The organism is Acidisoma sp. PAMC 29798, from assembly GCF_030252425.1.
Classification (GTDB): domain Bacteria; phylum Pseudomonadota; class Alphaproteobacteria; order Acetobacterales; family Acetobacteraceae; genus Acidisoma; species Acidisoma cladoniae.
The window spans coordinates 194,964-218,786 of sequence record NZ_CP126994.1; the positions used below are offsets into that span (position 1 = coordinate 194,964).

24 protein-coding genes are annotated in these 23,823 nt (G+C 64.1%); 16 read left to right on the plus strand and 8 right to left on the minus strand.

The genetic code is table 11. From position 1 onward, the window contains the following. Positions 1 to 79: 79 nt before the first annotated feature. Complete coding sequence (locus QP803_RS00955) at positions 80 to 619, minus strand: YbhB/YbcL family Raf kinase inhibitor-like protein (RefSeq protein WP_284945815.1); 540 nt, start codon at positions 617 to 619, stop codon at positions 80 to 82. 330 nt (positions 620 to 949) lie between these two features. On the opposite strand from QP803_RS00955, the gene rimP reads away from it, so the two are divergent. The 8 genes from rimP (at position 950) to QP803_RS00995 (ending at position 9,101) form a co-directional block, all read left to right on the plus strand. Beyond that, positions 950 to 1,513, plus strand: coding sequence for a ribosome maturation factor RimP (rimP, locus tag QP803_RS00960; RefSeq protein WP_284947788.1), 564 nt, complete (start codon positions 950 to 952; stop codon positions 1,511 to 1,513). 51 nt (positions 1,514 to 1,564) lie between these two features. Further along, positions 1,565 to 3,088 (plus strand): transcription termination factor NusA, encoded by a 1,524-nt coding sequence (nusA, locus tag QP803_RS00965; protein WP_284945816.1) that lies wholly within the window; start codon positions 1,565 to 1,567, stop codon positions 3,086 to 3,088. Further along, the gene (locus tag QP803_RS00970; protein ID WP_284945817.1) at positions 3,063 to 3,794 is read left to right on the plus strand and encodes an RNA-binding protein; all 732 of its coding nucleotides are present in this window, start codon (positions 3,063 to 3,065) and stop codon (positions 3,792 to 3,794) included. Before nusA ends, QP803_RS00970 begins: the two co-directional genes overlap by 26 nt. Continuing rightward, a complete protein-coding gene (gene infB / locus QP803_RS00975) occupies positions 3,795 to 6,419 on the plus strand; it encodes a translation initiation factor IF-2 (protein ID WP_284945818.1) in 2,625 nt (874 codons plus the stop codon). Beyond that, positions 6,416 to 6,811, plus strand: coding sequence for a 30S ribosome-binding factor RbfA (rbfA, locus tag QP803_RS00980; protein WP_284945819.1), 396 nt, complete (start codon positions 6,416 to 6,418; stop codon positions 6,809 to 6,811). Before infB ends, rbfA begins: the two co-directional genes overlap by 4 nt. 117 nt (positions 6,812 to 6,928) lie before the next feature. After that, entirely contained in the window at positions 6,929 to 7,702 is a 774-nt protein-coding gene (locus QP803_RS00985; protein ID WP_284945820.1) for a transporter substrate-binding domain-containing protein, read from the plus strand. A gap of 35 nt (positions 7,703 to 7,737) precedes the next feature. Next, positions 7,738 to 8,412, plus strand: coding sequence for an ABC transporter permease (locus QP803_RS00990; RefSeq protein ID WP_284945821.1), 675 nt, complete (start codon positions 7,738 to 7,740; stop codon positions 8,410 to 8,412). After that, positions 8,409 to 9,101 carry an ABC transporter permease gene (locus tag QP803_RS00995; protein ID WP_284945822.1) on the plus strand — a complete coding sequence of 231 codons (693 nt, stop codon included), beginning with the start codon at positions 8,409 to 8,411 and terminating at the stop codon, positions 9,099 to 9,101. The genes QP803_RS00990 and QP803_RS00995 overlap by 4 nt, the downstream gene beginning before the upstream one ends. On the opposite strand, the gene QP803_RS01000 is transcribed toward QP803_RS00995, so the two are convergent. Beyond that, complete coding sequence (locus QP803_RS01000; protein WP_284945823.1) at positions 9,098 to 9,871, minus strand: SDR family NAD(P)-dependent oxidoreductase; 774 nt, start codon at positions 9,869 to 9,871, stop codon at positions 9,098 to 9,100. The genes QP803_RS00995 and QP803_RS01000 overlap by 4 nt on opposite strands. Positions 9,872 to 10,060: 189 nt before the next feature. Between QP803_RS01000 and hisD the strand changes: the two genes are divergently transcribed. Further along, positions 10,061 to 11,410 carry a histidinol dehydrogenase gene (gene hisD, locus QP803_RS01005; protein WP_284945824.1) on the plus strand — a complete coding sequence of 450 codons (1,350 nt, stop codon included), beginning with the start codon at positions 10,061 to 10,063 and terminating at the stop codon, positions 11,408 to 11,410. 175 nt (positions 11,411 to 11,585) lie between these two features. Next, positions 11,586 to 12,197: a MarR family winged helix-turn-helix transcriptional regulator gene (locus QP803_RS01010; protein WP_284945825.1), complete on the plus strand. Its 612-nt coding sequence runs from the start codon at positions 11,586 to 11,588 to the stop codon at positions 12,195 to 12,197. Positions 12,198 to 12,281: 84 nt separating this feature from the next. Here the strand turns inward: QP803_RS01010 and QP803_RS01015 are convergent, their stop codons facing one another. Beyond that, the gene (locus QP803_RS01015) at positions 12,282 to 12,938 is read right to left on the minus strand and encodes a YqgE/AlgH family protein (protein WP_350356052.1); all 657 of its coding nucleotides are present in this window, start codon (positions 12,936 to 12,938) and stop codon (positions 12,282 to 12,284) included. Between the two features lie 144 nt (positions 12,939 to 13,082). Between QP803_RS01015 and QP803_RS01020 the strand changes: the two genes are divergently transcribed. After that, on the plus strand, positions 13,083 to 13,562 hold the full coding sequence (locus QP803_RS01020) for a peroxiredoxin (protein ID WP_284945826.1): 480 nt from the start codon (positions 13,083 to 13,085) through the stop codon (positions 13,560 to 13,562). Positions 13,563 to 13,608: 46 nt separating this feature from the next. On the opposite strand, the gene QP803_RS01025 is transcribed toward QP803_RS01020, so the two are convergent. The 3 genes from QP803_RS01025 to QP803_RS01035 all read right to left on the minus strand — a co-directional run bounded on the left by QP803_RS01025 (position 13,609) and on the right by QP803_RS01035 (position 15,883). Next, entirely contained in the window at positions 13,609 to 13,884 is a 276-nt protein-coding gene (locus tag QP803_RS01025; RefSeq protein ID WP_284945827.1) for a DUF2312 domain-containing protein, read from the minus strand. 68 nt (positions 13,885 to 13,952) lie between these two features. After that, positions 13,953 to 14,264 carry a DUF1244 domain-containing protein gene (locus tag QP803_RS01030; protein ID WP_284945828.1) on the minus strand — a complete coding sequence of 104 codons (312 nt, stop codon included), beginning with the start codon at positions 14,262 to 14,264 and terminating at the stop codon, positions 13,953 to 13,955. Then, positions 14,264 to 15,883 (minus strand): electron transfer flavoprotein-ubiquinone oxidoreductase, encoded by a 1,620-nt coding sequence (locus QP803_RS01035; protein ID WP_284945829.1) that lies wholly within the window; start codon positions 15,881 to 15,883, stop codon positions 14,264 to 14,266. The genes QP803_RS01030 and QP803_RS01035 overlap by 1 nt, the downstream gene beginning before the upstream one ends. A 235-nt stretch (positions 15,884 to 16,118) precedes the next feature. Here QP803_RS01035 and QP803_RS01040 point away from each other — a divergent pair, with 235 nt between their 5' ends. Then, positions 16,119 to 16,868 carry an alpha/beta fold hydrolase gene (locus QP803_RS01040; protein ID WP_284945830.1) on the plus strand — a complete coding sequence of 250 codons (750 nt, stop codon included), beginning with the start codon at positions 16,119 to 16,121 and terminating at the stop codon, positions 16,866 to 16,868. 14 nt (positions 16,869 to 16,882) lie between these two features. Beyond that, positions 16,883 to 18,250: a GGDEF domain-containing protein gene (locus QP803_RS01045; protein ID WP_284945831.1), complete on the plus strand. Its 1,368-nt coding sequence runs from the start codon at positions 16,883 to 16,885 to the stop codon at positions 18,248 to 18,250. On the opposite strand, the gene QP803_RS01050 is transcribed toward QP803_RS01045, so the two are convergent. After that, positions 18,235 to 19,806: a tetratricopeptide repeat-containing sulfotransferase family protein gene (locus tag QP803_RS01050; protein ID WP_284945832.1), complete on the minus strand. Its 1,572-nt coding sequence runs from the start codon at positions 19,804 to 19,806 to the stop codon at positions 18,235 to 18,237. The two genes, QP803_RS01045 and QP803_RS01050, sit on opposite strands and share 16 nt — an antisense overlap. Positions 19,807 to 19,959: 153 nt before the next feature. Here QP803_RS01050 and QP803_RS01055 point away from each other — a divergent pair, with 153 nt between their 5' ends. The 3 genes from QP803_RS01055 (at position 19,960) to QP803_RS01065 (ending at position 22,659) form a co-directional block, all read left to right on the plus strand. After that, positions 19,960 to 20,310, plus strand: coding sequence for a DUF167 domain-containing protein (locus QP803_RS01055; protein WP_284945833.1), 351 nt, complete (start codon positions 19,960 to 19,962; stop codon positions 20,308 to 20,310). 140 nt (positions 20,311 to 20,450) lie between these two features. Beyond that, the gene (pyk, locus tag QP803_RS01060; RefSeq protein ID WP_284945834.1) at positions 20,451 to 21,899 is read left to right on the plus strand and encodes a pyruvate kinase; all 1,449 of its coding nucleotides are present in this window, start codon (positions 20,451 to 20,453) and stop codon (positions 21,897 to 21,899) included. A 22-nt stretch (positions 21,900 to 21,921) separates the two neighbouring features. After that, positions 21,922 to 22,659, plus strand: coding sequence for an SDR family oxidoreductase (locus QP803_RS01065; RefSeq protein WP_284945835.1), 738 nt, complete (start codon positions 21,922 to 21,924; stop codon positions 22,657 to 22,659). A 156-nt stretch (positions 22,660 to 22,815) separates the two neighbouring features. Here QP803_RS01065 and QP803_RS01070 read toward each other — a convergent pair whose 3' ends face one another. Continuing rightward, on the minus strand, positions 22,816 to 23,802 hold the full coding sequence (locus QP803_RS01070) for a D-2-hydroxyacid dehydrogenase (RefSeq protein ID WP_284945836.1): 987 nt from the start codon (positions 23,800 to 23,802) through the stop codon (positions 22,816 to 22,818). Positions 23,803 to 23,823 lie beyond the last annotated feature (21 nt).

The window sequence follows — 23,823 nt, forward strand, 5'->3', positions numbered from 1 at the left end:
TTGTAAGCTACGTCATACTCTGCCTTCGCGTGCCATGGCGAGGAACTTGGACGGCGGAGCCATCCCACATCGTCGCGGCTCAATGGTGCCCGTAATGCGGGGTCAGGCTCGCATGCGCCAAGGCGTGCTTGCGCAGGAAGATGGCCACGGCCTGCGCCGGCGCTTGGTCCTTGAAGGGAAGCTGCGCCTGATCGACGGCCCAGACGGTGATCAGATAATGATGGGCCGAGCTGCCACGCCGAGGGCAGGGGCCTTGATACCCCATGCTGCCCAACCCATTGCGGGTCTGGTGCGCGCCGGGGGGGCGCAGGGCGGGCGTCGCATCCGCATTCTGCTGCAGTGCGGTAGTCGAGACCGGAATGCCGAACAGGACCCATAGCCAGACGACGCCGACCTTGGCATCGAGATCCGCCATGGTCACCGCGTAGCTATTGGTACCTGCGGGGGGATGCAGCCATACCAAGGGTGGCGACTGATTGGCGCCTTTGCATCCGTCATGGTCGTAGACATCCGCGAGCGGAATTTCATCGCCATTGCGAAAGGTCGGGCTGGCGATGGTCAGGCTTGCGGCCCGCGCCTGGACCGTGACGCCCGCGACCGACGAGATAGCAAGCGCCAAAGCCAATGCGCCGGTGCGGACGCATCGGAAAATGTGATGTGAGGGAGTTGGCATGATGATGGGTTGCGGTCTATAGATCACGCAACGATAACTCCCGCGGTCAGTGGGGCAAAACGTCCAAAGACTAAAAGGGTGGCCCATTGGCCGCCTTTTTTATTTCTTCTTACCTGCGGTTTAGCGATGACCCGCCGCGCTTGGCAAGACGCCACACCCGTTTAAGCACGGGTAGACCACCAGCAATGCGTGGAGACCTTAGCGGCAACCTTGGCGCTTGCGCCTGCCGGGTACGGCGCCTATATGCCGCTCTTCACTTCACCGCTGATTACGGGGGTGGCCCAAAAGGCCGCCTTTTTTGTTTTGACCGAGAACATTCCGCATCACACTGGTTTCGACGCCCGCTTGGCCGATATCATCCTGCCGCGCATCGCTGCGATGGGATATGAGTTGGTGCGCGTGCGCGTGCTCGGGCGTGAACGACCGACCGTGCAGATCATGGCGGACCGCGCCGATGGATCGCAGATCACGGTCGATGATTGCGAGGCGATCAGCCATCAGATCGGCGCCGTGCTGGATGTCGAGGATATCGTGCCCGGCGCCTGGACGCTTGAAGTAAGCTCGGCCGGTATCGATCGTCCTCTCACACGACCCAAGGATTGGAACCGCTTCGCGGGCCATATCGCCAAGGTCGAAATGTCGATCCCCACCCTGGAGGGACGCAAGCGTTTCTCGGGAACCATTTTGGGGGCCGAGAACGGCCAGGGTCGCTTGAAGCTCGAAGACGGATCCGAGGTTACCGTGACCTTGGTTGACGTGAAGGCCGCCCGCCTGATTTTGACGGACGCGCTGATCGAGGCGACGGCAGGGCAGACTGCCACGCCTGACGAGATGAACTGATCGCTTGTTTGATTTGACTAAAGACACCGCCGTTACGGAAAGGCCCCGATCATGGATACCGCGATAGCCCGCCCCGAGCTTCTGCTGGTTGCCGATGCCGTCGCCCGCGAGAAATCGATCGACCGTGACGAAGTGCTGGAAGCCATGGAACAGGCCATTCAAAAGGCCGGCCGCGCCAAATACGGCCATGAGAAGGACATCCGCGCCACCATCGACCGCAAGACCGGTGACGTTCGGCTGTCTCGCTGGACCGAAGTCGTCGAGGCCGCCGAAAACGAAGATACCCAGATTCCGCTGCATATCGCGCTAAAGTTCAAGCCTGAGATCAAGCTCGGCGAGTTCATCGTCGATCCGCTGCCGCCGATCGACTTCGGGCGCATCGCGGCGCAGACCGCCAAGCAGGTGATCGTTCAGCGCGTGCGCGAATATGAGCGTAAGCGGCAGTTCGCCGAGTTCAAGGACCGCGTTGGCGAAATCATCAACGGCGTCGTGAAGCGCACCGAATACGGCAACCTCATGGTCGATCTCGGCCGCGCCGAGGCGCTGTTGCGCCGTGATGAGTTGATCGCGCGCGAAAGCTTCCGTAACGGCGATCGTGTGCGCGCCTATATCTATGACGTGCGGGAAGAACCGCGGGGCCCCCAGATTTTCCTGTCCCGCACGCATCCCGGCTTCCTTGCCAAGCTCTTTGCCCAGGAAGTGCCGGAAATCTATGACGGCATCATCGAAATCAAGGCCGTGGCCCGCGACCCCGGAAGCCGCGCCAAGATGGCGGTGATCAGCCGCGACAGCTCGATCGATCCGGTCGGTGCCTGCGTCGGTATGCGCGGTTCGCGCGTGCAGGCCGTGGTGCAGGAACTGCAGGGCGAGAAGATCGACATTATTCCCTGGAGCGCCCAGGCCGCGACCTTCGTCGTGAATGCGCTCGCCCCCGCCGAAGTCACCAAGGTGGTGATGGAGGAGGAGACCGGCCGCGTCGAAGTCGTGGTGCCCGATACGCAGCTTTCGCTCGCCATCGGCCGTCGTGGCCAGAACGTGCGCCTTGCCAGCCAATTGACCCGGTGGGACATCGACATCCTGACCGAGGCCGAGGAGAGCGAGCGCCGGCAGGAAGAGTTCCGCCGCCGTTCCGGCCTGTTCGTCGAGGCGCTGGACGTCGATGACGTTATTGCCGGGCTGCTGGTGACGGAAGGCTTCACGACCGTCGAAGAGCTGGCCTTCACGCCCGTTGAGGAAATGTCCGACATTGAGGGCTTCGACGAGAATGTCGCCGGCGAATTGATCCGTCGCGCCGAGGAATTCCTGACGCGTCGCGATGTCGAAATGGAAGATAAGCGCCTCGCCTTGGGCGTGACCGATGACGTCGCATCCTTCGACGTCTTTACCCCGGCGGCCCTGGTGGCGCTGGGCGAGAAGGGCGTGAAGACGCTGGACGATCTGGCCGACCTCGCGTCGGATGAGCTGATTGAAATCGTGGGCACCGGCATCGACGAGCAGGCCGCCAACGAGATCATCATGCGGGCGCGGGCGCATTGGTTCGCGGGAGAAGATGACGCTGAGCCCGCACCAGAATGAGCCCGCTTCAGGCGTAACGAACGCGGCCCTGGCGCCTGTCATTGGCAGCCTCGGCCTCGTTCGTCCCGATGAGCTGACCCCGGCTGCGGCCGAGTCGGATGATGAAGAGGACCCTGAGAAGGGGCCACTTCGTCGTTGCATCGTCACGCGCACAAGCCATCCGGCAGAGGGCATGATCCGCTTCGTCGTGGGCCCTGATCGCAAAATCGTTCCAGATCTTACGGCAACCCTGCCCGGCCGGGGATTGTGGTTGAGCGCGCGCCGGGATGTGGTAGAAACTGCCGTTGCTCGAAAAGCCTTCTCGCGAGCTGCTCGCGCGGAGGTCTTGGTTCCGGATGACCTGCCGGCCATGATCGAAGCAGCTCTCACGCGGAGAGTGATCGATATTTTAGGTCTGACCCGGCGCGCGGGCCAGGCCGTCAGCGGCTTCGCCAAGGTGCGCGAGTGGCTGGTTGCAGATCGGGTCGGGCTCATCGTCCAGGCAATGGACGGAAGCATCGACGAGCGCGCCAGAGTGTTGAATGGACGTGACGTGCCCGTGATCACCCCGTTTCCTGGCCAAACACTCGGTCAGATATTCGGGCGTGAGAATGTCGTGCATGTTGCGGTGTCGGCCGGACGTCTGGCGACGATGCTGCGAGTAGAAAATGAGCGCCTGACCGGTATTCGCCGGACCAGGTCCGATGCTGATCAAGCGGGCGGATGAATGAGCGATACTAAAGACCAAGACGGCAAGGCGAGACTGTCTCTGCGGCCGGCAGGACGTTTGGAGCTTGGGCGGACCGTGGATGCAGGGTCCGTCCGACAGAGCTTCAGCCATGGCCGTTCTAAGGTGGTGCAGGTCGAGGTGCGCAAAAAGCGCGCGCCCGGCACGCCGCCACCTGTCACCGCGACACCCGCAGGCGGGGGCACACGCCCCTCCGGCGGCTCCGGTCGTCCGGGCAGCAGCGGCGTTGGTTCGCGTGCCCTGACGGCGAGCGAACTCGCCACCCGCCAGCGCGTTCTGGCCGATCAGCAGCGCGATGCCGCGAAGCGTGAATCCGAGGCGCGTGAGGAACGGGAGAAAATCTCCATCCTCTCCGCCGCCGAAGAAGCGCGCCGCCGCGAGGATGACGCCCGCAAGGCCGAAGAAGAGGCCGTGCGCGCGGCCAAGGAAGAAGCGACCCGCAAGGCGCTTGAAGAATCCGATCGTCGTGCGGCCGAAGACTCCGCCAAACGTGCGGCGGCTTCGCCCGCCTCGGCGGCGCCTGCGCCTGTGGCGGCCCCCGCCGCGCCAGCAGCGCCGCGTACGAGTCCGGGGGAGACGCTACGTCTCAAGACCCCGCGCGCCGGTGAAGAGGATGAGGATCAGCGTCCCGTCCGTCGCCTCGGCGCCGCCGTGCCGCCGCGTAAGGCGCCGCTTGTTGCCCCCAAGAAGGGTGACGCCGATCGTCGTCGTACGGGCAAGATCAATGTCCAGGCCGCCATCGAAGGCGATGACGAGCGCGTCCGCAGCATCGCCTCGATGCGTCGCCAGCGCGACCGTGAGCGTCGTCAGGCCGAGCTGGAGCGTCTGCGCGCCGACCAGGTGAAGGTCGTGCGTGACGTGATCCTGCCGGAATCCATCTCGGTTCAGGAACTCGCGAATCGTATGGCCGCGCGGGCCGGCGAAGTCGTGAAGACGCTGATGAAGATGGGCGTGATGGCGACCATCACCCAGAACATCGATGCTGATACGGCCGAGCTGGTCGTTCAGGAATTCGGCCATCGCGTGAAGCGCGTGTCCGAGAGCGATGTTGAAATCGGTCTGGAAGGCGAGGTCGATGAGGACGACGATCTCATCAAGCGTCCGCCCGTCGTCACGATCATGGGCCATGTCGATCACGGCAAGACCAGCCTGCTCGACGCCCTGCGCAAGACCGATGTCGCGGCCGGGGAAGCGGGTGGCATCACCCAGCATATCGGCGCCTATCAGATCACGACCGAAGGTGGCGAGAAGATCACCTTCATCGATACGCCGGGCCATGCCGCCTTCACCGCCATGCGGTCGCGCGGCGCGAGCGTCACGGATATCGTGGTGCTGGTCGTCGCCGCCGATGACGGCGTCATGCCCCAGACGATCGAGGCGATCAGCCACGCCAAGGCCGCGAATGTGCCGATCATTGTCGCCATCAACAAGATGGACAAGCCCGGCGCCAACCCCGAGCGCGTGCGCAACGAGCTGTTGCAGCACGAGATCGTGGTGGAAAGCCTCGGCGGCGACACGCAGGAAGTGCATGTTTCGGCGCTGAAGCATACCGGCCTCGACAAGCTGGAGGAGGCGATCCTCGTCCAGGCCGAAATCCTCGATCTGCGTGCCAATCCGTCTCGCGACGCGGAGGGCACGGTCATCGAAAGCCGGCTCGATCGTGGCCGGGGCCCGGTCGCGACCGTGCTGGTGCAGAAGGGCACGCTGTGGACTGGGGACATCATCGTCGCCGGTGCCGAATACGGCCGTGTCCGCGCACTGATCGATGCCAGCGGCCAGAATGTGAAGACCGCCGGTCCGTCGATCCCTGTCGAAGTGCTTGGCCTGTCGGCGGTGCCGTCTGCGGGCGAACCCTTCGTGGTGGTCGAGGATGAGGCGCGCGCCCGTGAAGTGGCCGAGTTCCGTCAGCGCAAGCTGCGTGACAAGGCGGCCGCCGGCCAGATTGCCGGACGCGGTACGCTCGATCAGATGCTGGCCCGCATTCAGGCCGGTGTTCAGAAGGAAGTCGGTGTCCTCATCAAGGCGGACATGCAAGGCAGTGCCGAGGCCATCCAGTCGGTGGTCATGAAGCTCGCCAACGAAGAAGTGAAGGTGCGCATTCTGCTGGCCGGCGTCGGCCAGATTTCGGAAAGCGACATCCAGCTCGCACGCGCCTCCAGCGGCGTCATCGTCGCCTTCAACGTCCGCGCGACCGCGCAGGCGCGGGATCTGGCGACGCGTGAGAGCATCGATATCCGCTACTACAGCATCATCTATGACGTCGCTGACGACATCGAGAAGCTGGTGCGGGGCCGCATGGCGCCGAAGGTGCGCGAGAACTTCCTGGGCTATGCCCAGATCCGCAAGGTCTTCGACATCACCAAGTCCGGCAAGGTCGCTGGTTGCATGGTCACCGAAGGCCTGGTCCGCCGTGGCGCCGGCGTGCGCCTGCTGCGCGACAATATCGTTATTCACACCGGCGATCTGTCGCAGCTCAAGCGCTTCAAGGACGATGTCCGCGAAGTGGCCCGTGGCTACGAATGCGGCCTGTCCTTCGCGGGCTTCCAGGATCTGCGCGAAGGCGACGTGGTCGAGTGCTACGAGCGGGAACTGGTGCCGGCGTGAGAACAGAGGCTCCCACCCAGCGCCAGCTTCGCGTCGGCGAGGAAATTCGGCATATCCTGTCCGACATCTTTCGGCGGGATATGATCCGCGACTACCAACTCGCGGGCGTGGCGATCACGGTGACGGAGGTTCGGGTCAGCCCGGATCTTCGCAACGCGACGGCTTTCGTCACGCGCCTTGGCCGCAACGATGCGGACAAGCTGCTTCCGGCGCTCAAGCGCGCGGCGCCCTTCCTGCGCGGCCAGGTGGCCAAGGCGATCCGGTTGCGGGTATCGCCCGACCTGTCCTTCCAGGCCGATACCTCGATCGACTATGCGATGCAGGTCAGCACCTTGCTGCACCGGCCTGAGGTCGCCCGCGACCTGGATGAGACCGCGCCCCGGCCGGAGTAGGGGCCATCGTCTGACAGCTACAATGGCAAGCCCATCTCTCGTAGGGTGGAAGAGCGCAGCGTATTCCACCAATAGGGTGCGCCCCATCAACCTCGCTTGGCACCGGACGGTCTTGTCATGAAAAAATGGCTTCTCGCCGTGCTCTGCGCGAGCACCGTCGTGGTTTGCGGCGAGGCGCGGGCACAGGATATCGTGCGCATCGCGACCGAAGCCGATTATCCGCCGTTCGAATACACCTCTGCCAGTGGCGACATGAAGGGCATGGAGATCGAACTCGGCGACAAATACTGCGCGGCCGCCAAGTTGAATTGCAAATGGGTCAATATGAGCTTCGACGCGATGATCGCGGCGCTCGATGCCCATAAAATCGACGCTATCCTGTCCCAGATGGGCATCACGGCCGAACGCAAAAAAAGCGTCAGCTTCAGCGCGCCCGTGACCTACAACAGCGTCATTGTGCTCGGGCCGAACGGCTCGGCGATCACCGATGACACGGCCACGATGAAGGGCAAGACGATCGGCATTCAAAGCGGCACGATCGAAGAGGCCTGGGCCGACAAGCATCTCAAGGGCATCGCCACCGTGAAGCTCTATGACGGTCAGGATCAGGTCTTTCAGGATCTGCAGGCGCAGCGCATCGATGCCACGATCTGCGATCAGCCCGTCGCCTATGATTTTCTGCGCAAGGGCGGCAAGGCCGAGTTTACCTATCTCGGCAAGCCGCTGAATGACCCCGCAACGCTCGGTTCTGGCGACACGGCGATCGCGGTCCGTAAGGACGACACGAAGCTGCTGGCGGCGCTCAACCCTGCCATCGATGCGGTTCGCCAGGACGGCACCTTCGCCAAGATCAATGGCTTGTATTTTCCCTTCAGCATGATGCCGAAGTAACGCGGCCCCATCGGGCCCCGATCGGGCCTAGGCGGATGATCGATCTGCACGGCTATGGCTGGCAGTTGCTCCAGGGTGTCGCGATCACCCTGGAGCTGGCCTTCACCTGCCTGGTCTGCGGTCTGGCGCTGGGCATGCTGGCGGCAGGCGCCAAACTCTCTCGCCGCCGCTGGCTGAGCCGCAGTGTCACCGCTGTCACGAACCTCATTCGGGGCGTTCCGGAATTCGTCATCCTGCTGATCTGCTATTTCGGCCTCACCCATCTGATCTATGTGGCGACAGGCTCGAATGCCAATCTCAGCCCCTTCGCCGGCGGTGTCTTCGCGCTGTCCATAGTGCTGGGGGCCAATTCATCCGAGACCTTCCGGGGCGCCTTCATTGCCGTGGCGCCCGGCCAGATGGAGGCTGCACGCGCCTTCGGGATGCGGCGGCGGCAGGTGTTCTTGCGCATCCATCTGCCGCAGGCCTGGCGGATCGCTTTGCCGAGCCTGGGCAATCTTTGGCAGAACCTGCTCAAGGATACCTCGCTCGTCTCCGTCCTCGGCCTGCAGGAATTGATGGAGAAGGCGAATATCGGGGCGCAGGTCACGCGCCAGCCCTTCACCTTCTTTCTGACGGCGGCCTTCCTCTACCTGCTGATGCTGGGCGCCTCGGCGCCCGTCTTTCACATCCTCGAACGTATCAGCAGCCGGGGCGTGGCGCGGGTATGAGCCAGCTTCTGCCCCTGATTCACGGCATGCACATTGGCCGCTATCTGGCGGGGACATTGCTGACGATCCAGCTCGTCGCCCTGTCCTGCGTCGCCGCCGCTGTGCTCAGCCTTCCTTTGGCAATGGCTCGGCTGTCCGCCAATCCCTTGTTGCGCGGGCTGGCCTTTTCCTACGGCGCCTTCTTCCGGGGCACGCCGCTGCTGATTCAGATCTTCCTCATCTATTATGGCCTGGGTCAGTTTGCCGTGATCCGCCATTCCGTCCTGTGGTTCTTCCTGCGCGATGCTTATCCCTGCGCCCTCATCGCCCTCGCGCTGAACATGGCCGCCTACCTGGCAGAGATCGTGCGGGGCGGCATCCTGGCCGTGCCGGCGGGGGAGCGGGAGGCCGCTTTTGCCATCGGCATGGGCCGCAGCCTCGCCTATCGCCGGATCATCTTGCCGCGCGCCTATCGCCTGATGCTGCCGGCGCTGAGCAGCGAGGTGGTCATCCAACTGAAATCGACGGCACTCGCCAGCACGATCACCCTCATGGAACTGACCGGTGTCGCCCGCCGACTCGTCGACGTCACCTATTCCACCAATCCGCTTCTGGTGGCGGGAGCGATTTACGTGGTGCTGACCTTCCTCATCACGCGCGGTTTCACCCTCGCTGAGCGTCGGCTGAACCGGCACATGCGGCGGGGCTAAAGTGCCGCGAGGGTGCCGCCGTCGATATAGAGCACCTGGCCGGTGATATAGGCGGCAGCATCCGAACACAGGAAGACCGCAGCGCCCATCAGATCCTCCATGCGGCCGAATCGCCCCATTGGGATTTTCGCCAGCATCGCATCGCGCCAGGCTGGATCGGCATAGAAAGGCTCGGTCAGCGCCGTCTGGAAATAGCCCGGCCCGATTCCGTTCACGCGAATGCCGAGTGGTGCCCATTCGACCGCGAGTGCGCGTGTCATGCCGACCAGGCCGGTTTTGGAGGCGCCATAGGCCGCCGCTGTTGGCACCCCGACTTCCGACGTGAGTGAGCACAGGTTGAGGATCACACCGCCACGGCGACCGTCTGGATGCGCGGTCATCGCCGTCGCCGCAGCCTGCGCGCAGAAGAAGGCACCGCGAAGATTGACATCCATGATCCGGTCCCAGAGCGGGGGATCGACATCCAGTGACGGCCGCACCTCTTCCATGCCGGCATTATTGACCAGGATATCGAGCGGCCCGCCGATCGCCGCAAAACAGCGGGCGATGCTGTCCGTGTCGGCGACATCAAGCGTCTGGATCAGCACCTGTCCGCCTTCGGCTGTGATGAGCGCACGGGTTTCCTCAAGCCCCGGCAGGCTGCGCGCGGCGATGACGACGGTCGCACCGGCTTGCGCCAGAGCAATCGCGATCGCCTGCCCGATGCCACGAGAGGCACCGGTAACCAGGGCTCTTTTGCCATCGAAAGAGAAGCTGGGTGTCTTCATCATGCGGCTCCGTGTCACCCGGCGGGTTGGGGTGGTGGGTTGCGGGGGAACAGGGCGCCGCTGTCCATCTGAAGCTGGGAGCGCATCTGAAATAGTATCTCGTTCGTAAGGGTATCTGGATTGCATTGATTCTTGATTTTTGGCCATTCCTGATACGCCGGTATTCTTGAAGCGTCGAAGGATGATGCAGTTATGAATGATGTGTCCACGCCTGAATTACCCGCTGCGCGGGTAACGTTCCACGATGTCCGTGATCTGGTTGAGTTCCCGCCGGCGCTGCTTGCGCGGACGGAGGCGGATCTCGGACCCTTCATGGATGGTGCGGCAAGCATCATCGAAGCGGTGCGGACTGAAGGGGACGCGGCACTGCTGCGATTCGCCCGCCAGTTCGACCGCGTCACCACGGAGACGATGACGCTTCGTGCCTCGCCTGAGGATTTCGACCGCGCCTTCAAACGGGTGCCACCCGACGTCATCCGCGCCATCGAGGTTGCGATTGACGCTGTGCGGCGCTTCCACGAGGCGCAGAAGCCGGAAGAGATGTGGATGAAGGAGATCCATCCCGGTGCCTGGGCGGGCGACCGCGTTTTGCCGATCGATTCGGTGGCCTGCTACGTGCCGCGCGGCAAGGGCGCCTTTCCCAGCGTGACGATCATGACCGCCGTTCCAGCGGTCGTGGCGGGTGTGCGTCGACCGATCATCATCACGCCGCCCGGCGCAGATGGAGAGGTCGATGCCGGGACACTGGTCGCGGCGCGTCTTGCCGGCATCACGGAGATCTATAAGTGTGGCGGCGCCCAGGGTGTCGCGGCGGTCGCCTTCGGCACCGAAACGGTACCCCGTTGCCTCAAGATCGTGGGGCCGGGCAGCCCCTGGGTGGTCGCGGCCAAGCGGCTGCTGTCAACGCGCATTGACCCTGGTGTGCCAGCGGGACCGAGCGAATCCATTATCCTCGCGGATGACAGTGTGAACGGTGCTCTGGCGGCATTGGATTTGATCGTCGAGTCCGAACACGGCCCAGACTCCTCCGCCTATCTTGTCACGTCCAGTGAAGAGGTTGTCAGACAAGCACTGGAGTCTTTGCCAGGTCATTGGTCGGAGATGGAGCCGGGCCGTGCTGCCTTCTCCCGCACGGTGCTGACCGGGCCGCGCGGCGGTGTGGTTCTGACCCGTGACCTCGATCAGGCCATAGACTTCGTGAACGCTTATGCGCCCGAGCATCTCGAAATACTGGTCAAGGAGCCGCTGGGCATTCTGGGTCGCATCCGCAACGCGGGCGAGGTTTTGCTCGGGCCGCACACACCGGTGACGCTCGGCAACTACATGCTTGGCCCGAACGCGGTTCTGCCGACGGGCGGCGCGGCACGAACGGCGTCCCCCCTTTCGGTCTTTGACTACATGAAACGTTCGTCGGTCGCCTATGTCACGGCGGCGGGATATGCGCCACTGGCGCGCCACGCGCATGCCTTTGCACTTTACGAAGGATTTTCAGGTCATGCTCGGGCAGTTTCGCCCATGAGGGATCAACTTTTACTCTTTTGAAACTCGAGATTCAGAATTGACTGGTTTAATCTCAAACAATGTTTCTTTCGCCTGTCTCCTTTTTAATCTTCGGTGCAAGTAAGTGTTTTGTGTCATAGTCGAAATCAGGTCATATCAACGTCGGTTTGGTGTTCTAAGATAACGTTACGAATTCAGAAGGTAGGGGAACAAGATCATGTTGGAGCGGCAATCACGGGCAACTAAGCGCATCGACCCCGGGCAGGCGGATGATGACCAACAGGCAACACGAGGGCCGCCTCTATCGGCGCGCATCGCGGTCGATCGCTACGTGCCTGGGCTGATCCGGGCCGTCGCGAATAAGTTGGAGGGTGGGGCATCGCGCTTCTACCGCCGGCACTACGCGATCGGTCTGTCCGAGTGGCATATCCTGGTTGCGCTCGCGACCGACCCGTGGATGACATCACCGGTTCTGTGCAAGGCGGCCGGGCTCGACAAGGCGGCCGTCAGCCGCAGCCTTGGGCGGATGGAACAGCAGGGCCTCATCGTCTCACGCGACACCACGGGGCGTTGCCGCGCCACGGCGCTGACCGCCAAAGGGCGCCGCTTGCATGACAAGATTGCCCAGGCCGCGCTGACGCGAGAAGAGGAACTTCTGTCCGACTTCTCTCCCAAGCAGGTCGAGGCGCTGGTCGCGCTGCTGACGCAACTCGGAAAGTCCGCGTCAGGTCTGACGGATGCTTTCGCGAAGCCTGCGCGTCGCATGAAGGCCGTCGCGTCGAATGGATCAGCGGCGAGTTACGGCGCGAACGGCGCGCCGCGTCCTTAGGCTCTGCCCGTCAAACGGGGATGACGCGTCTCGTCATCCCCTCGGCTATGAAACCTGCGGCTGCACGCACGGCTGAACGCCCGCTTAGGCGTGACCTGCCGTCGGTGACAGCAAAGCGGGGTCAATGCGCAGCTTGCCAAGAGCGCGGCGCCAGCGCGTGTCATTATCGGCGTCAAAGACAAGCGCTTCATCGGCGGGCACCGAGAGCCACGAATTATTGCCAAACTCCAGATCGAGTTGACCAGGACCCCAGCCGGCATAGCCCAAGGCCAGCAGACATTCACGCGGCCCGCGGCCTTCGGCCACCGCTTTCAGGATATCCAGGCTCGTCGTCAGCCCCAGACCCTCATCGACCCGAAGCGTGCTATCGGCGGTCCAGTCGGAGGTATGGAGCACGAAGCCACGGACGGTTTCCACCGGACCCCCCGAGCACAGCCGGATTTCGCGCTGCGGCGGCATCGGTGTGATCTCAAGCTGTTCGAGGATACCGCCGAAGCTCGGCCGTTCCACGGCGCGATTGAGGATGATGCCCATCGCACCTTCCGCCGTATGGGCGCAGACCAGAATGACGCTGTGAGAGAAATTCGGATCGTCCAGCGCCGGCATGGCAACCAGGATCTGTCCCGTCAGGCTGTCCGCCGTGCGGTTCGCCAAATCGAACGCCCGCGACACGGACCCCTCATCCATGATCGGGTTGGAGGCTTTCAGAACCTTGGTGGTTTTACGGGGGCGCGTTGTCATCGACAATTATCTGGCGTGTCCCTGGTCGGCACGCAAGCAGGACGTCAACTTCATGACATGCGCTTTCCGGTTGGGTGACAGGTTCGGGCTTCACGTTTAGGACTAAGGCCAGTGTTCCTTAAATTCTTGAGAGGATTCCGGCCCATGATCAAAGTTGGCGACACGATCCCCAGCCTGACGCTGACCGCTGTGACGGCCGAGGGGCCGAAGCAGATGACGACGGACGAGATCTTCAAGGGCAAGAAGGTCGTGCTGTTTGCCGTCCCCGGCGCTTTCACGCCCACCTGCAGCGCACGCCACCTGCCGGGCTTTGTGGAGCATGCCGAGGCGCTGAAGGAAAAGGGCGTCGACACCATCGCCTGCGTCGCCGTCAACGACGTGTTCGTCATGCAGGCCTGGGCGAAGGATCAGGGCATCAGTGATGCTATCCTGATGCTCGCAGACGGCTCCGGCACCTTCGCCAAGGCGATGGGCCTTGAGCTTGATCTCATTTCGCGCGGCCTGGGCATTCGGTCCGAGCGCTATGCTCTGATCGCCGAGGACGAGAAGGTCATCTTCCTGGGTGTCGAGGAAGCGGGCGGCTTCGAGGCGAGCCGCGCGGAAGCCGTTCTCGAAGCGCTTTAAGGAAGACGGCGCTGGGCGGACCGATCGGGTTCACCCAGCGCCACGATTACATGCCGAGGGCGCGGCGATAGACGTCGAGCAGCGTCTCCTGCTCCTCGACATCCGCCGGTTCCTGCTTGCGGATGCGAATCAGCTGGCGCAGCACGGCGACGTCGAAGCCGGCAGATTTCGCCTCGGCATAGATGTCCTTGATGTCGCTGCCCAGCGCCTTGCGTTCTTCTTCCAACCGCTCGATTCTCTCGATCAGGCTGCGCAGGCGGTCGGCGGCGATATTGCCCTGCGAGGCGACATCATCGGTGGTCTCAGTGCTGTCGAGCGCCATGGGCGATCTCCTTGATCGGGTAGCGAGGCGGGCGACCTAGCGCGCACCGCCCCCTCCGGTCAATGAACCTAATGCCCGCTTTGGCTCTGCGCGAAGGCGGCCTTCTGTTCTGCGGTCGCGGGCGCCTGATGCAGCGCCTGCCAGTCCTTGTAAGGCATGCCGTAGACGATTTCCCGTGCGTCCGAATCCGCGAGAGCGACGCCCTGCGACTCGGCGGCTTCCCGATACCAGCGCGACAGGCAATTCCGGCAGAAGCCGGCGAGGGTCATCAGGTCGATGTTTTGGACATCGCTGCGGTCGCGCAGATGCGCGACCAGGCTGCGAAAGGCCGCCGCTTCCAACGCCGTGCGGGTCGCGTCATCCATATCGGGGATCGTCATCACATGCCTCCTGGATAGTTGGGGCCGCCGCCGCCTTCGGGCGCGTCCCAATCGATGTTCTGCGTCGGGTCCTTGATGTCGCAGGTTTTGCAATGCACGCAGTTCTGGGTGTTGATCTGTAGATGCGGGGTACCCTCCGCGACGCCCACCGCCTCATAGACGCCGGCCGGACAATAGCGGCTTTCGGGGCTGCGATAGGTGTCCCAATTCACCGGCAGCCATTTCGCTGGGTCGCGGAGTTTGAGGTGAACCGGCTGGTGCTCCTCATGATTGGTATTGCTGATGAAGACCGAGGACAGACGGTCGAAGGTCAAGACGCCGTCCGGCTTGGGATAGGCGATCTTCTGGTCGTCGCGCGCTGGCTCCAACACCTCATGATCGGCATGGGGATGATGGAAGGTCCAAGGGGCGCGGCCCCGCAGCAGCACGGTATCGAGCGCCGAATAGACGAAGCCGCCCAGATTGCCGAACTTCGCGAAAGACGGCCGGATGTTCCGCACAGAAGACAGTTCCGTGTGCAGCCAGCTCGCGCGCAGTTTGTCGGTGAAGGTGGTGGGCTCGGCGGCGCCGGCCGCCCGCGCCTCCGCCACCGCTTCGGCCGCCAGCATGCCCGACTTCATGGCGGCGTGGGTGCCCTTGATCTTGGGCACGTTGAGGAAGCCGGCGGCATCCCCCAGCATTGCGCCGCCGGGGAAGGTGAGGCGGGGAATGGATTGTAAACCGCCTTCGCTGAGCGCGCGTGCGCCATAGCTGATGCGGCGGCCACCCTCGAAATGCGGGCGCACCTGCGGATGGGTCTTCAGCCGCTGCATTTCGTCGAAGGGCGAGATCCAGGTGTTGCGATAGTCGAGGCCGATGACGAAGCCGTAGGAGACGAGATTGTCACCGAAATGATAGAGCCACGAGCCGCCATAGGTGCGGCGGTCCATCGGCCAGCCGAAGCTGTGTTCGATCAGGCCCGGCTTGTGGTTGGCGGCCGGGATTTCCCATAGCTCCTTGATGCCAAGGCCGTAGGTCTGCGGGTCGATGCCCTGGCGCAGATTGAACCGCGCCATGAGCTGCTTGGACAGGCTGCCCCGGCAGCCTTCGGCGAACAGCGTGTAGGGCGCGCGCAGCTCCATGCCCGGCTGATGATTGGGACCCGGTTCGCCATTTTTATCGATACCCATGTCGCCGGTCGCGATGCCGAGGATGCGGCCGTCTTCCTCCAGCAGCTCGGCAGCCGCGAAACCGGGGTAGATTTCGACGCCAAGGGCTTCGGCTTGGGTGCCAAGCCAGCGCACGACATCCCCGAGGCTCGCGATATAATTGCCGTGATTGTGCATCTGCGGCGGCGTCGGCAATTTGAAGGCGCGCTTTTCGGTCAGGAAGAGGAAGCGGTCGTCGCGGGCCTCGGTCTTCAGCGGGCTCTCGGTTTCCCGCCAGGCGGGCAGCAACTCATCCAGGGCGCGCGGCTCGATCACCGCGCCGGACAGGATATGGGCGCCGACTTCACCGCCTTTTTCCACCACGCAGACGGTCATGTCGGGGTCGAGCTGCTTCAGCCGGATGGCGGCCGCCAGTCCCGCCGGTCCGGCACCGACGATGACGACGTCGAACTCCATCGATTCCCGCTGCATGGCCGGCCTTTTTTCCTGAGCAAACGCACGAGGATGCACTGATGCCCCTGGGGCCCATCAGGCGCAAGCCGCAGGATCTCGGCGGTCTGCCCGCTGCATCCGAGCGATGGGTGTGGTCGTAACGACTCTCAAGAGGCGTTAATAAAATCCGCCACATGCGGTCAGAACGTGACAATGTGAAACAACTATTAATGGAGTTGGGTGCGTGATCACTGGCGTCGGAGAAGAGTTAGTTGTGCTATCGCATGGATTCGGAACCGACCAAACGGCGTGGAACGCCATCCGGCCCTGGCTTGAGACTCATTTTCGCGTGTTATCCTATGATCTCGCCGGGGCCGGGCCGAATGGGGCGCAAAGCTACGATTCCCGGCGGCACAACACCTTGTTCGGCTTCGCTGATGACCTTTTGGATCTGCTGGCGGCTAACGCCGTGGACCGCTGCATCTACATCGGTCATTCCGTCAGCGGCATGATCGGCGCGGCGGCGGCCGTGGCGCAGCCCGAGGTCTTCACCAAGCTCATCATGATCGGTGCGTCGCCCCGCTATCTGAACGACGAGGGCTATCGTGGCGGCTTTGACCAGTCCGACCTCGATGGCGTGTTCGACAGCATGGCCACCAACTTCCAAGCCTGGGGGGCTGGGTTCGCCCCTGCGGTGGTCGGCGTTCCCGACAACGAGGCCATTAACGAGTTCTGCCGGACCTTGTTCATGGTGCGCCCGGACATCGCCTTGGCCACGTCGCGGACGATTTTTCAGTCGGACATGCGCCAGATCGCCGAGCGGCTGGAGCGGCCAGTGCATCTTCTGCAGACGGCCCGTGACCTGGCCGTGCCAGGGGAGGTCGCGATATGGCTCAAAACGCATATTGAGGGCGCGACGCTCGATACGCTGGATGCAGAAGGGCATCTCCCTCACATGACGGCGCCGGCGGAGGTTATTCGCGTGCTTGAGCGTCGCTTGCAGCCCGCCGGCCGGCCGCACTGATCCTGGCCGGACCGATGGATTCGATCCAGGCGGAACCATCGGGTGGCGCGGGCCTGGAGGCATTGACGCGCTTCGCGCGGCGCGCCGCCGGGGCTGACTTTGCCCTGGCCTTCCAGGCCGGTGCGGATGGATTGGCCGTTCCCCTGGCGTCCGATCCCGGACCTTTGCCGCGCGCCTTCTCCCTCGGCCGGACGCGGTTCGAGTCGCTGGACTGGTCGGGCGGACCGAAGGCTGCGGCACCCCTCGCTTTGCCGAGCTCGGTTCTGCTCGCGATCGACCGTCCCGTTCAGCAGGCGCTGTTCATTCCGACGCCGTTTGCGGACGCACCGCGCAGCGGCGTCTTGCTCCTATGGGTCGCCAATCGCGCCTGGCGCTGCGAATGCCCCTTTCGCGACGATATGGAAGGCAGCGTCATTCTGCTGCAATCCGCATTCGGCCAGATGCTGGCCGGTCAGCAAGACAGGGTCCGTCGCACACTGACCAATGATCGGTTTCATGATCTGTTTGAGACGGTGCCGACCGGCATCGTTTTCATGGACCGGAACGCGTCGCATGCCTTGGTCAATGAGCGCGCTGCCGTTTTGCTGGACATGGCGGCAGGCGAAGTGGAGGCGGCGGAGGTCGGTGCCCGGATGCGGGCAATGCGGGAAGGCTGCCGCAACCGCGATGCGTTGGAGATACTTTATGCCGATCTTCAGACGACGCTCGATTACGCCTCCACGGCGATATGGGTGTCGGAGGCAAGCCATATCGAAGTCGATACCCATCCCGTTCTGGGGCATGGCAGGAATGGGCGCATCTGGCTCTTTCACGATGTCACGGCGCGCGAGAGGCTGGACGACGAACTGCGTCGCCGCGCGGACACCGACGCGCTGACCGGACTTGCCAATCGCCGACGGTTCTTCGAGGTCAGCACCGCCGCCTTGCAGAAGGCCACCCTGGCGTATGGCGCCGGCAGCGGTATGTCGATCTTGCTGCTCGACATCGACCATTTCAAAGCGATCAACGACCGTCACGGTCATCCCGCGGGGGATGCGGTGCTGCATGACTTCGCGCTGCGCTGCCAGTCCGTGTTGCGCCAGCGCGATGTCATGGCGCGCATGGGCGGGGAGGAGTTCGCCGTGCTGCTGCCCGGAACGGGCGCGGAGGAGGCACGCGGCATCGCCGAGCGGCTGTGCAGCGCAGTCGGCGGCGCTGCCTTCGAGGCCGATGATGCGGCGATATCGGTGACGGTCAGCATCGGCGCCACGACGCGGATCGACGACGACCATAGTCTCGACCCCCTGCTCAAGCGTGCCGATCTCGCCCTTTATGAGGCGAAGATGTCGGGCCGGAACCGCGTCGGTTTCAAGGTCACGCTCGCCGATCAAACGACGTCATAGCCCAGGCGTTCGATGGCCGGCGCCAGGATGGCCATCGCCGGCTCCAACTGTCGGCGGTAATGGCGCCAGCGTTCGACCGAGCGATCATACAGCGGCTCGGTCACCTGAGCGTAGCTCGCGGTGCGGGCGTAGCGGCGATTGTCGTGAAATGTCAGGCAGGCGGGGTCGAACGCCTCCCCCACGAAGGCCAGCATGGCGGCGACGCTGGCGGTGTGGTGACGCACGATCTCCTCGTAGCGAATGGCCAGATATCGCAGGGACATCTCGGCACGGTAGTGCGCCACCAGGTCCGTGACACGGACATAATGGCGGGCCGCAGTCTCCAACGCGCTCGCGCAGAAGAAGCCATGGGTGAAGTGGTTGGACATGCAGGACACCATCACGTCCAGCGGATGACGCAGGACATGGAGCAGAGGCGCTTCGGGGAAGAGCAGGGCGATGAGGCCGAGATGGGTCTCGTTCAGCGGCATCTTGTCTGTAAAGCGAGTGGCCCCAGGGCGGAGGACGCCAAGCTGGCGCACCTTCTGCAGGTAGTGGTCGCGCAGCGTCTCCAGCCCATCGCGATGATCGCCCATCCAAAGCTCGGCCAGGGCTTGGGGATAGGCGAGGGGGCTCGCGAGCATGCGCGGCATGATCCGGGTGATTTCGTGAATGAGGGGCAGTTCGTCCCCCGCCGCGATAGCGGGATGAGCCGACAGCGTCTGTTCCACCAGGGTGGTGCCGGAGCGGGGAAAGCCCAGGATGAAGATCGGCTGCGGCACATCGCGGCGCGGCGCGGCGCGCGGCAACAGGTTCAGGCGGGGCGCCACGAAGAAGCGGGTGAGACGCGCGCTCTCGCGGCCGGCCTCCTCATCGAGGTAGGCCTTGCCAGAGCGCTCGCGGGCCAGGCGCTTGCCTGCCTCGAAGGCGGTCCAGGCATCGTCGTAGCGGCCGAGCTGATCGAGCAGCCGCCCCTTTTCGAGCAGCTCCGTCGGGCCGAGCCCGCTCTCCCGCTCGCCCATCGTGTCGATCAGGGCGATCGCCTCATCGAAGCGACGCATGCGGCCGAGCAGCACGGCGCGGGTGAGTTTCAGGTTGGGGTCGTCGGGGAACCGTCCCTCCATCTCATCCAAGATGTCCGCGGCGGCATCGAAGCGGCGATCGGCCTCCTCAAGGCGGGCGAAGCCGAACAGGGTTTGGCGAATGTCGGGGCGGGCGGCGCGCGATTCCCGATAGAGGGCGCGCGCTTCGTCCATTCGCCCCTGGCTTTTGAGGTTCCAGGCGAGGTTGGCGAGCAGAACCGGGTCCCGTGCCTCCGTCAGGTCGAGCACTTGCCGGTAATGGAACTCGCCGGTCTGTGGCCGGTTGGACTCGGTCAGGATCATGCCCATGAGGTTATGGGCCTGCGGATTTTCGGGACCGATGCGAATGGCGTTACGGGCATGGAGTTCCGCCTCGGCGAGATTACCGCGCGCAAACAGCAGCAGCGCCAGCGCATTGGTGGCGGCAAGATCGTTGCGATCCGTCGCAAGGGCGGCACGCGCGTCTGTTTCAGCGTCATCATGAGGCTTATTCATAACGATAACGTAATTTAAAGATTCGCGGAAGTCGAGCGCGCCGGGTGGTCCACAGCGGATAACGCTGCGCTCATCCGCCCTACGGATCCTCGTAGGGTGGAAAAGCGGAGCGCATTCCACCACGCACCAGTTCAGCGGGAGAGACGGATACCGATGACGCTGAGCGATCTACCCTTCGCGGCGGAGGCAGGCGGTGTTCGCCTCGCGGTGCGGCTGACGCCACGCGCCAGCAAGAACGCCGTCGAAGGCGTGATCCGAGGAGCGGACGGACGAGCCGTCCTGCAAGTGCGGGTCGCCGCGCCGCCTATCGAAGGTGCGGCGAACACGGTGCTGGTCGCCTTCCTGGCGCAGAGCCTTGGCCTACGGAAGGCCGATATTGAGATCCGGTCGGGCGACAAGGCGCGGCTCAAAATCCTTTATCTTGCCGGCGACGGTGGCGCGATCGTCGGGCGCTTGACCGCCTGGGTCGCAGCCGGCAGCAGCCGGGCGCGCGGAGGGGGTTGATTCGCTCCCCGCTATTATGGCTCATGGGCCGCCTGCCGACCGGATCGTCTATCGTTCGGCCTTAGGCGCACGGGCCTTCTCAGGTCCGCCTTGCCTCCAGGGACCTTTGGTCCCGTTCATCTCAAGCTGGGACGCCCGGAATGTCGCTTTCACGAACGCCGATCGCTTCACAGCGGCTGCGCCGCCGCCGCCGCACGAAGATCATCGCGACGCTCGGGCCGGCCAGCTCAACGACCGAGATCATCACCAAGCTGTTCCAGACCGGCGCGGACGTGTTCCGCCTCAATTTCAGCCATGGCAGCCACGAGGATCACGCGGCCCGCATCGCCTCCATCCGGGAGATCGAGAAGCGGTTTGATCGTCCCATCGGCATCCTGGCCGATGTCCAGGGCCCCAAGCTGCGCGTCGGCCGTTTCGCTGCCGGCAAGGTGCATCTGACCGCCGGCCAGGCCTTCCGCCTCGACCTCAATCCGACGCCGGGCGATGTCCGCCGGGTCAATCTGCCGCATCCCGAAATCATCGCCGCCGCGATGGTCAATACCAACCTGCTGCTCGATGACGGCAAGCTGCGCCTTCGCATCACGCATAAGCGGGACGATCACCTGGAATGCGAAGTCGTCTTCGGCGGCCCGCTCTCGGACCGTAAGGGCGTCAATGTGCCGGACGTGATCCTGCCAATCCCCGCCTTGACCGCCAAGGACCGCATCGATCTGGACTTCGCCCTCGCCAATGGCGTCGATTATATCGGCCTGTCCTTCGTGCAGCGTCCTGAGGACGTGATCGAGGCCAAGGAAATCGCCGATGGTCGCGCCTGGATCATGGTGAAGATCGAGAAGCCGCAGGCGCTGGATAACCTGGACGAAATCATTCGCCTGTCCGACGCCGTCATGGTCGCGCGTGGCGATCTCGGCGTCGAACTGCCGCCCGAGGAAGTGCCGCTGGCGCAGAAGCGCATCGTTCGCACCGCCCGCCAGATGGGCAAGCCCGTGGTGGTCGCGACCCAGATGCTGGAAAGCATGATCACGGCGCCCGCGCCGACCCGCGCCGAAGCCTCCGACGTCGCGACCGCGGTCTTCGATGGCGCCGATGCCGTGATGCTCTCGGCCGAAACCGCTGCGGGCCAATATCCCTTCGAGGCGGTGAATATCATGGACCGGATCGTTGCCCGCGTGGAGCAGGACGAAGGCTGGCGGCACATCACCAATGCCAGCCGCCCCGCGCCTGAGGGCTATTCGTCGGATGCCATCGCGGCCGCTGCCCAGCAGGTGGCGCATACCATCGGCGCCCCCGTGATCGCCGCCTTCACTGATAGCGGCGGCACCGTGCTGCGCGTCGCGCGGGAACGGCCGGACTGCCCGATCATCGGTTTGACGCCGCGACCGGAGACGGCCCGCCGTCTCGCCGTGGTCTGGGGCGTGCATGCGGTCGTCACCAAGGAGATCGACTCCTTTACCGACGCCGCCGAGCGTTCCGGCGAAATCAGCCGTCAGGAAGGCTTCACCCAGCCGGGCGATCAGATCGTGGTGACCGCCGGCGTGCCGTTCCGCCAGTCCGGCGGCACCAATATGCTGCACGTCGCCAAAGTCTAAAACGTCCGTAAAGGAGAGCACCGTGGCCCTTGGAACCGTGATCGTGACTGGCGGCAGCCGGGGCATCGGCGCCGCCGTCTGTCGCCTTTTGGCTGAGCGCGGCTATGCTGTGGCAGTCAATTATGCGCGGGACAGCGCGGCAGCGGAGCGCGTGGCGGCGGCCATCCAGGCGCAGGGCGGCCGGGCCGCTTGCATCGCGGGGGACGTGGCGGATTCGCGTCAGGTCGTGGCGATGTTCGACGCGGCGGAACAGGCCCTGGGGCCGATTATCGGCCTCGTGAACAATGCCGGCATCATCGGCACGGCGGCGCGGATCGACATGCAGACGCCGGAGGATCTGGAGCGGCTTTTCGCCGTCAATGTCCTCGGCACGATGTATTGCGCGCGCGAAGCCGTGCGGCGGATGTCGACCGGACATGGCGGCGCGGGCGGCAGCATCGTCAATCTCTCCTCCATCGCCGCGCGGCTGGGTGGCCTCAGCGGTCTGTGTCCCTATGCGGCGACTAAAGGCGCGGTGGAGAGTTTCACCAAGGGCCTGGCCACCGAAGTCGGCAGCGAGGGCATTCGGGTGAATGCCGTGGCGCCGGGCATGACCGCGACGGATATGGCGAGCGATGCGATGCGCGACACCGCACGTCGGATCACGCCCATGGGGCGCATCGGTGAAGCCCAGGAAATCGCCGAGGCGGTGGTATGGCTGCTGTCTCCGGCCGCGTCTTACGTCACCGGCACGGTGATCACGGCGTCGGGCGGACGATAGCGCCGTCCAAAGTACATCGTTACCCGCGCATCAAGTGCGCGGGTAACGATGTAGATTGTGTGGGGTTCAGCAAATTGGCGACAAGTCACCTGCGTAGGGACGAGGCACACCACGCAGGGTGGAAAAGCGCAGCGCATTCCACCATCAAGCGTCCCCTCAATACCCTTTCTTGAAATCCACCGGGGTCAACAGCGGCGCGCCTTTTTCAAAGGCCGCGAAGTTTGCCCAGAAGATGTCGAGCGACCGGGGAATATAGGTCACGATATCATCGACCGAGACATGCGGAGTCATGACCAGATTGCGGGTGGTCCAGACGCGGTCATCCTCCGGTACCGGCTCGGGATCGAAAACGTCCAGGATCGTGCCGGCCAAATGGCCGTCATCGAGGGCGTCGCACAGCGCCTCCTGCTCGATCAGCGGGCCGCGCCCGATATTGATCACCGTCGCGCCCTGCGGCAGCAGGGCAATCCGCCGTCGGTCCAGGATGCGGCGCGTCGCATCGGTGAGCGGGCAGGACAGCAACAGGAACTCCGTCTCAGCCAGGACCGCGTCCAGCGCGTCCATGCCGACCACGCTTTCACAGGCGGGATGCGGCGCCGGCGTGTGGCGAATGCCGGTGACGCGCATGCCGAAATGCGCGGCCTGTTCGGCCGAGGCGCCGCCCATCTGACCGAGACCCAGAACGGTCAGCCGCCGGCCGCGCAGACCCCGCGTGAAGCGCTGCTCCCAGCGGTGGTTGCGCTGATCCTCGATGCAGTCCGGCATGCCGTTGGTCAGCATGAGCAGGGCCATGATGACGAATTCGGCCGCCTTTTCGGTATGCGCGCCGCGATTGTTGAGGAAGGGCACCGGCGGCAGCGCGTCACGCGGCAGGGTGTCGATGCCGGCCGCCACGCTGAAGATCAGGCGCAGCGCGGGGGCATGATCCGGCTGCATCGCCGGGATCAGCGGTTTCAGTGGGCCAGGCCCGCTGACGAGCACCTCGATCCCCGGCGCGGCCGCTTTGAACTCGGCCTCCGTCGTTCCGAAACTCACGGTATGGCCGGCATGGTCCTGCCCGGCGCGGTGCATGGCTTCGGACCATTGCGACGGGGTGACGGTGAAGACCGAGGGCTCGGCCGGGTTCTGGATGTGAATTCTCATGGCCGGAAGACTGCCGTGTGT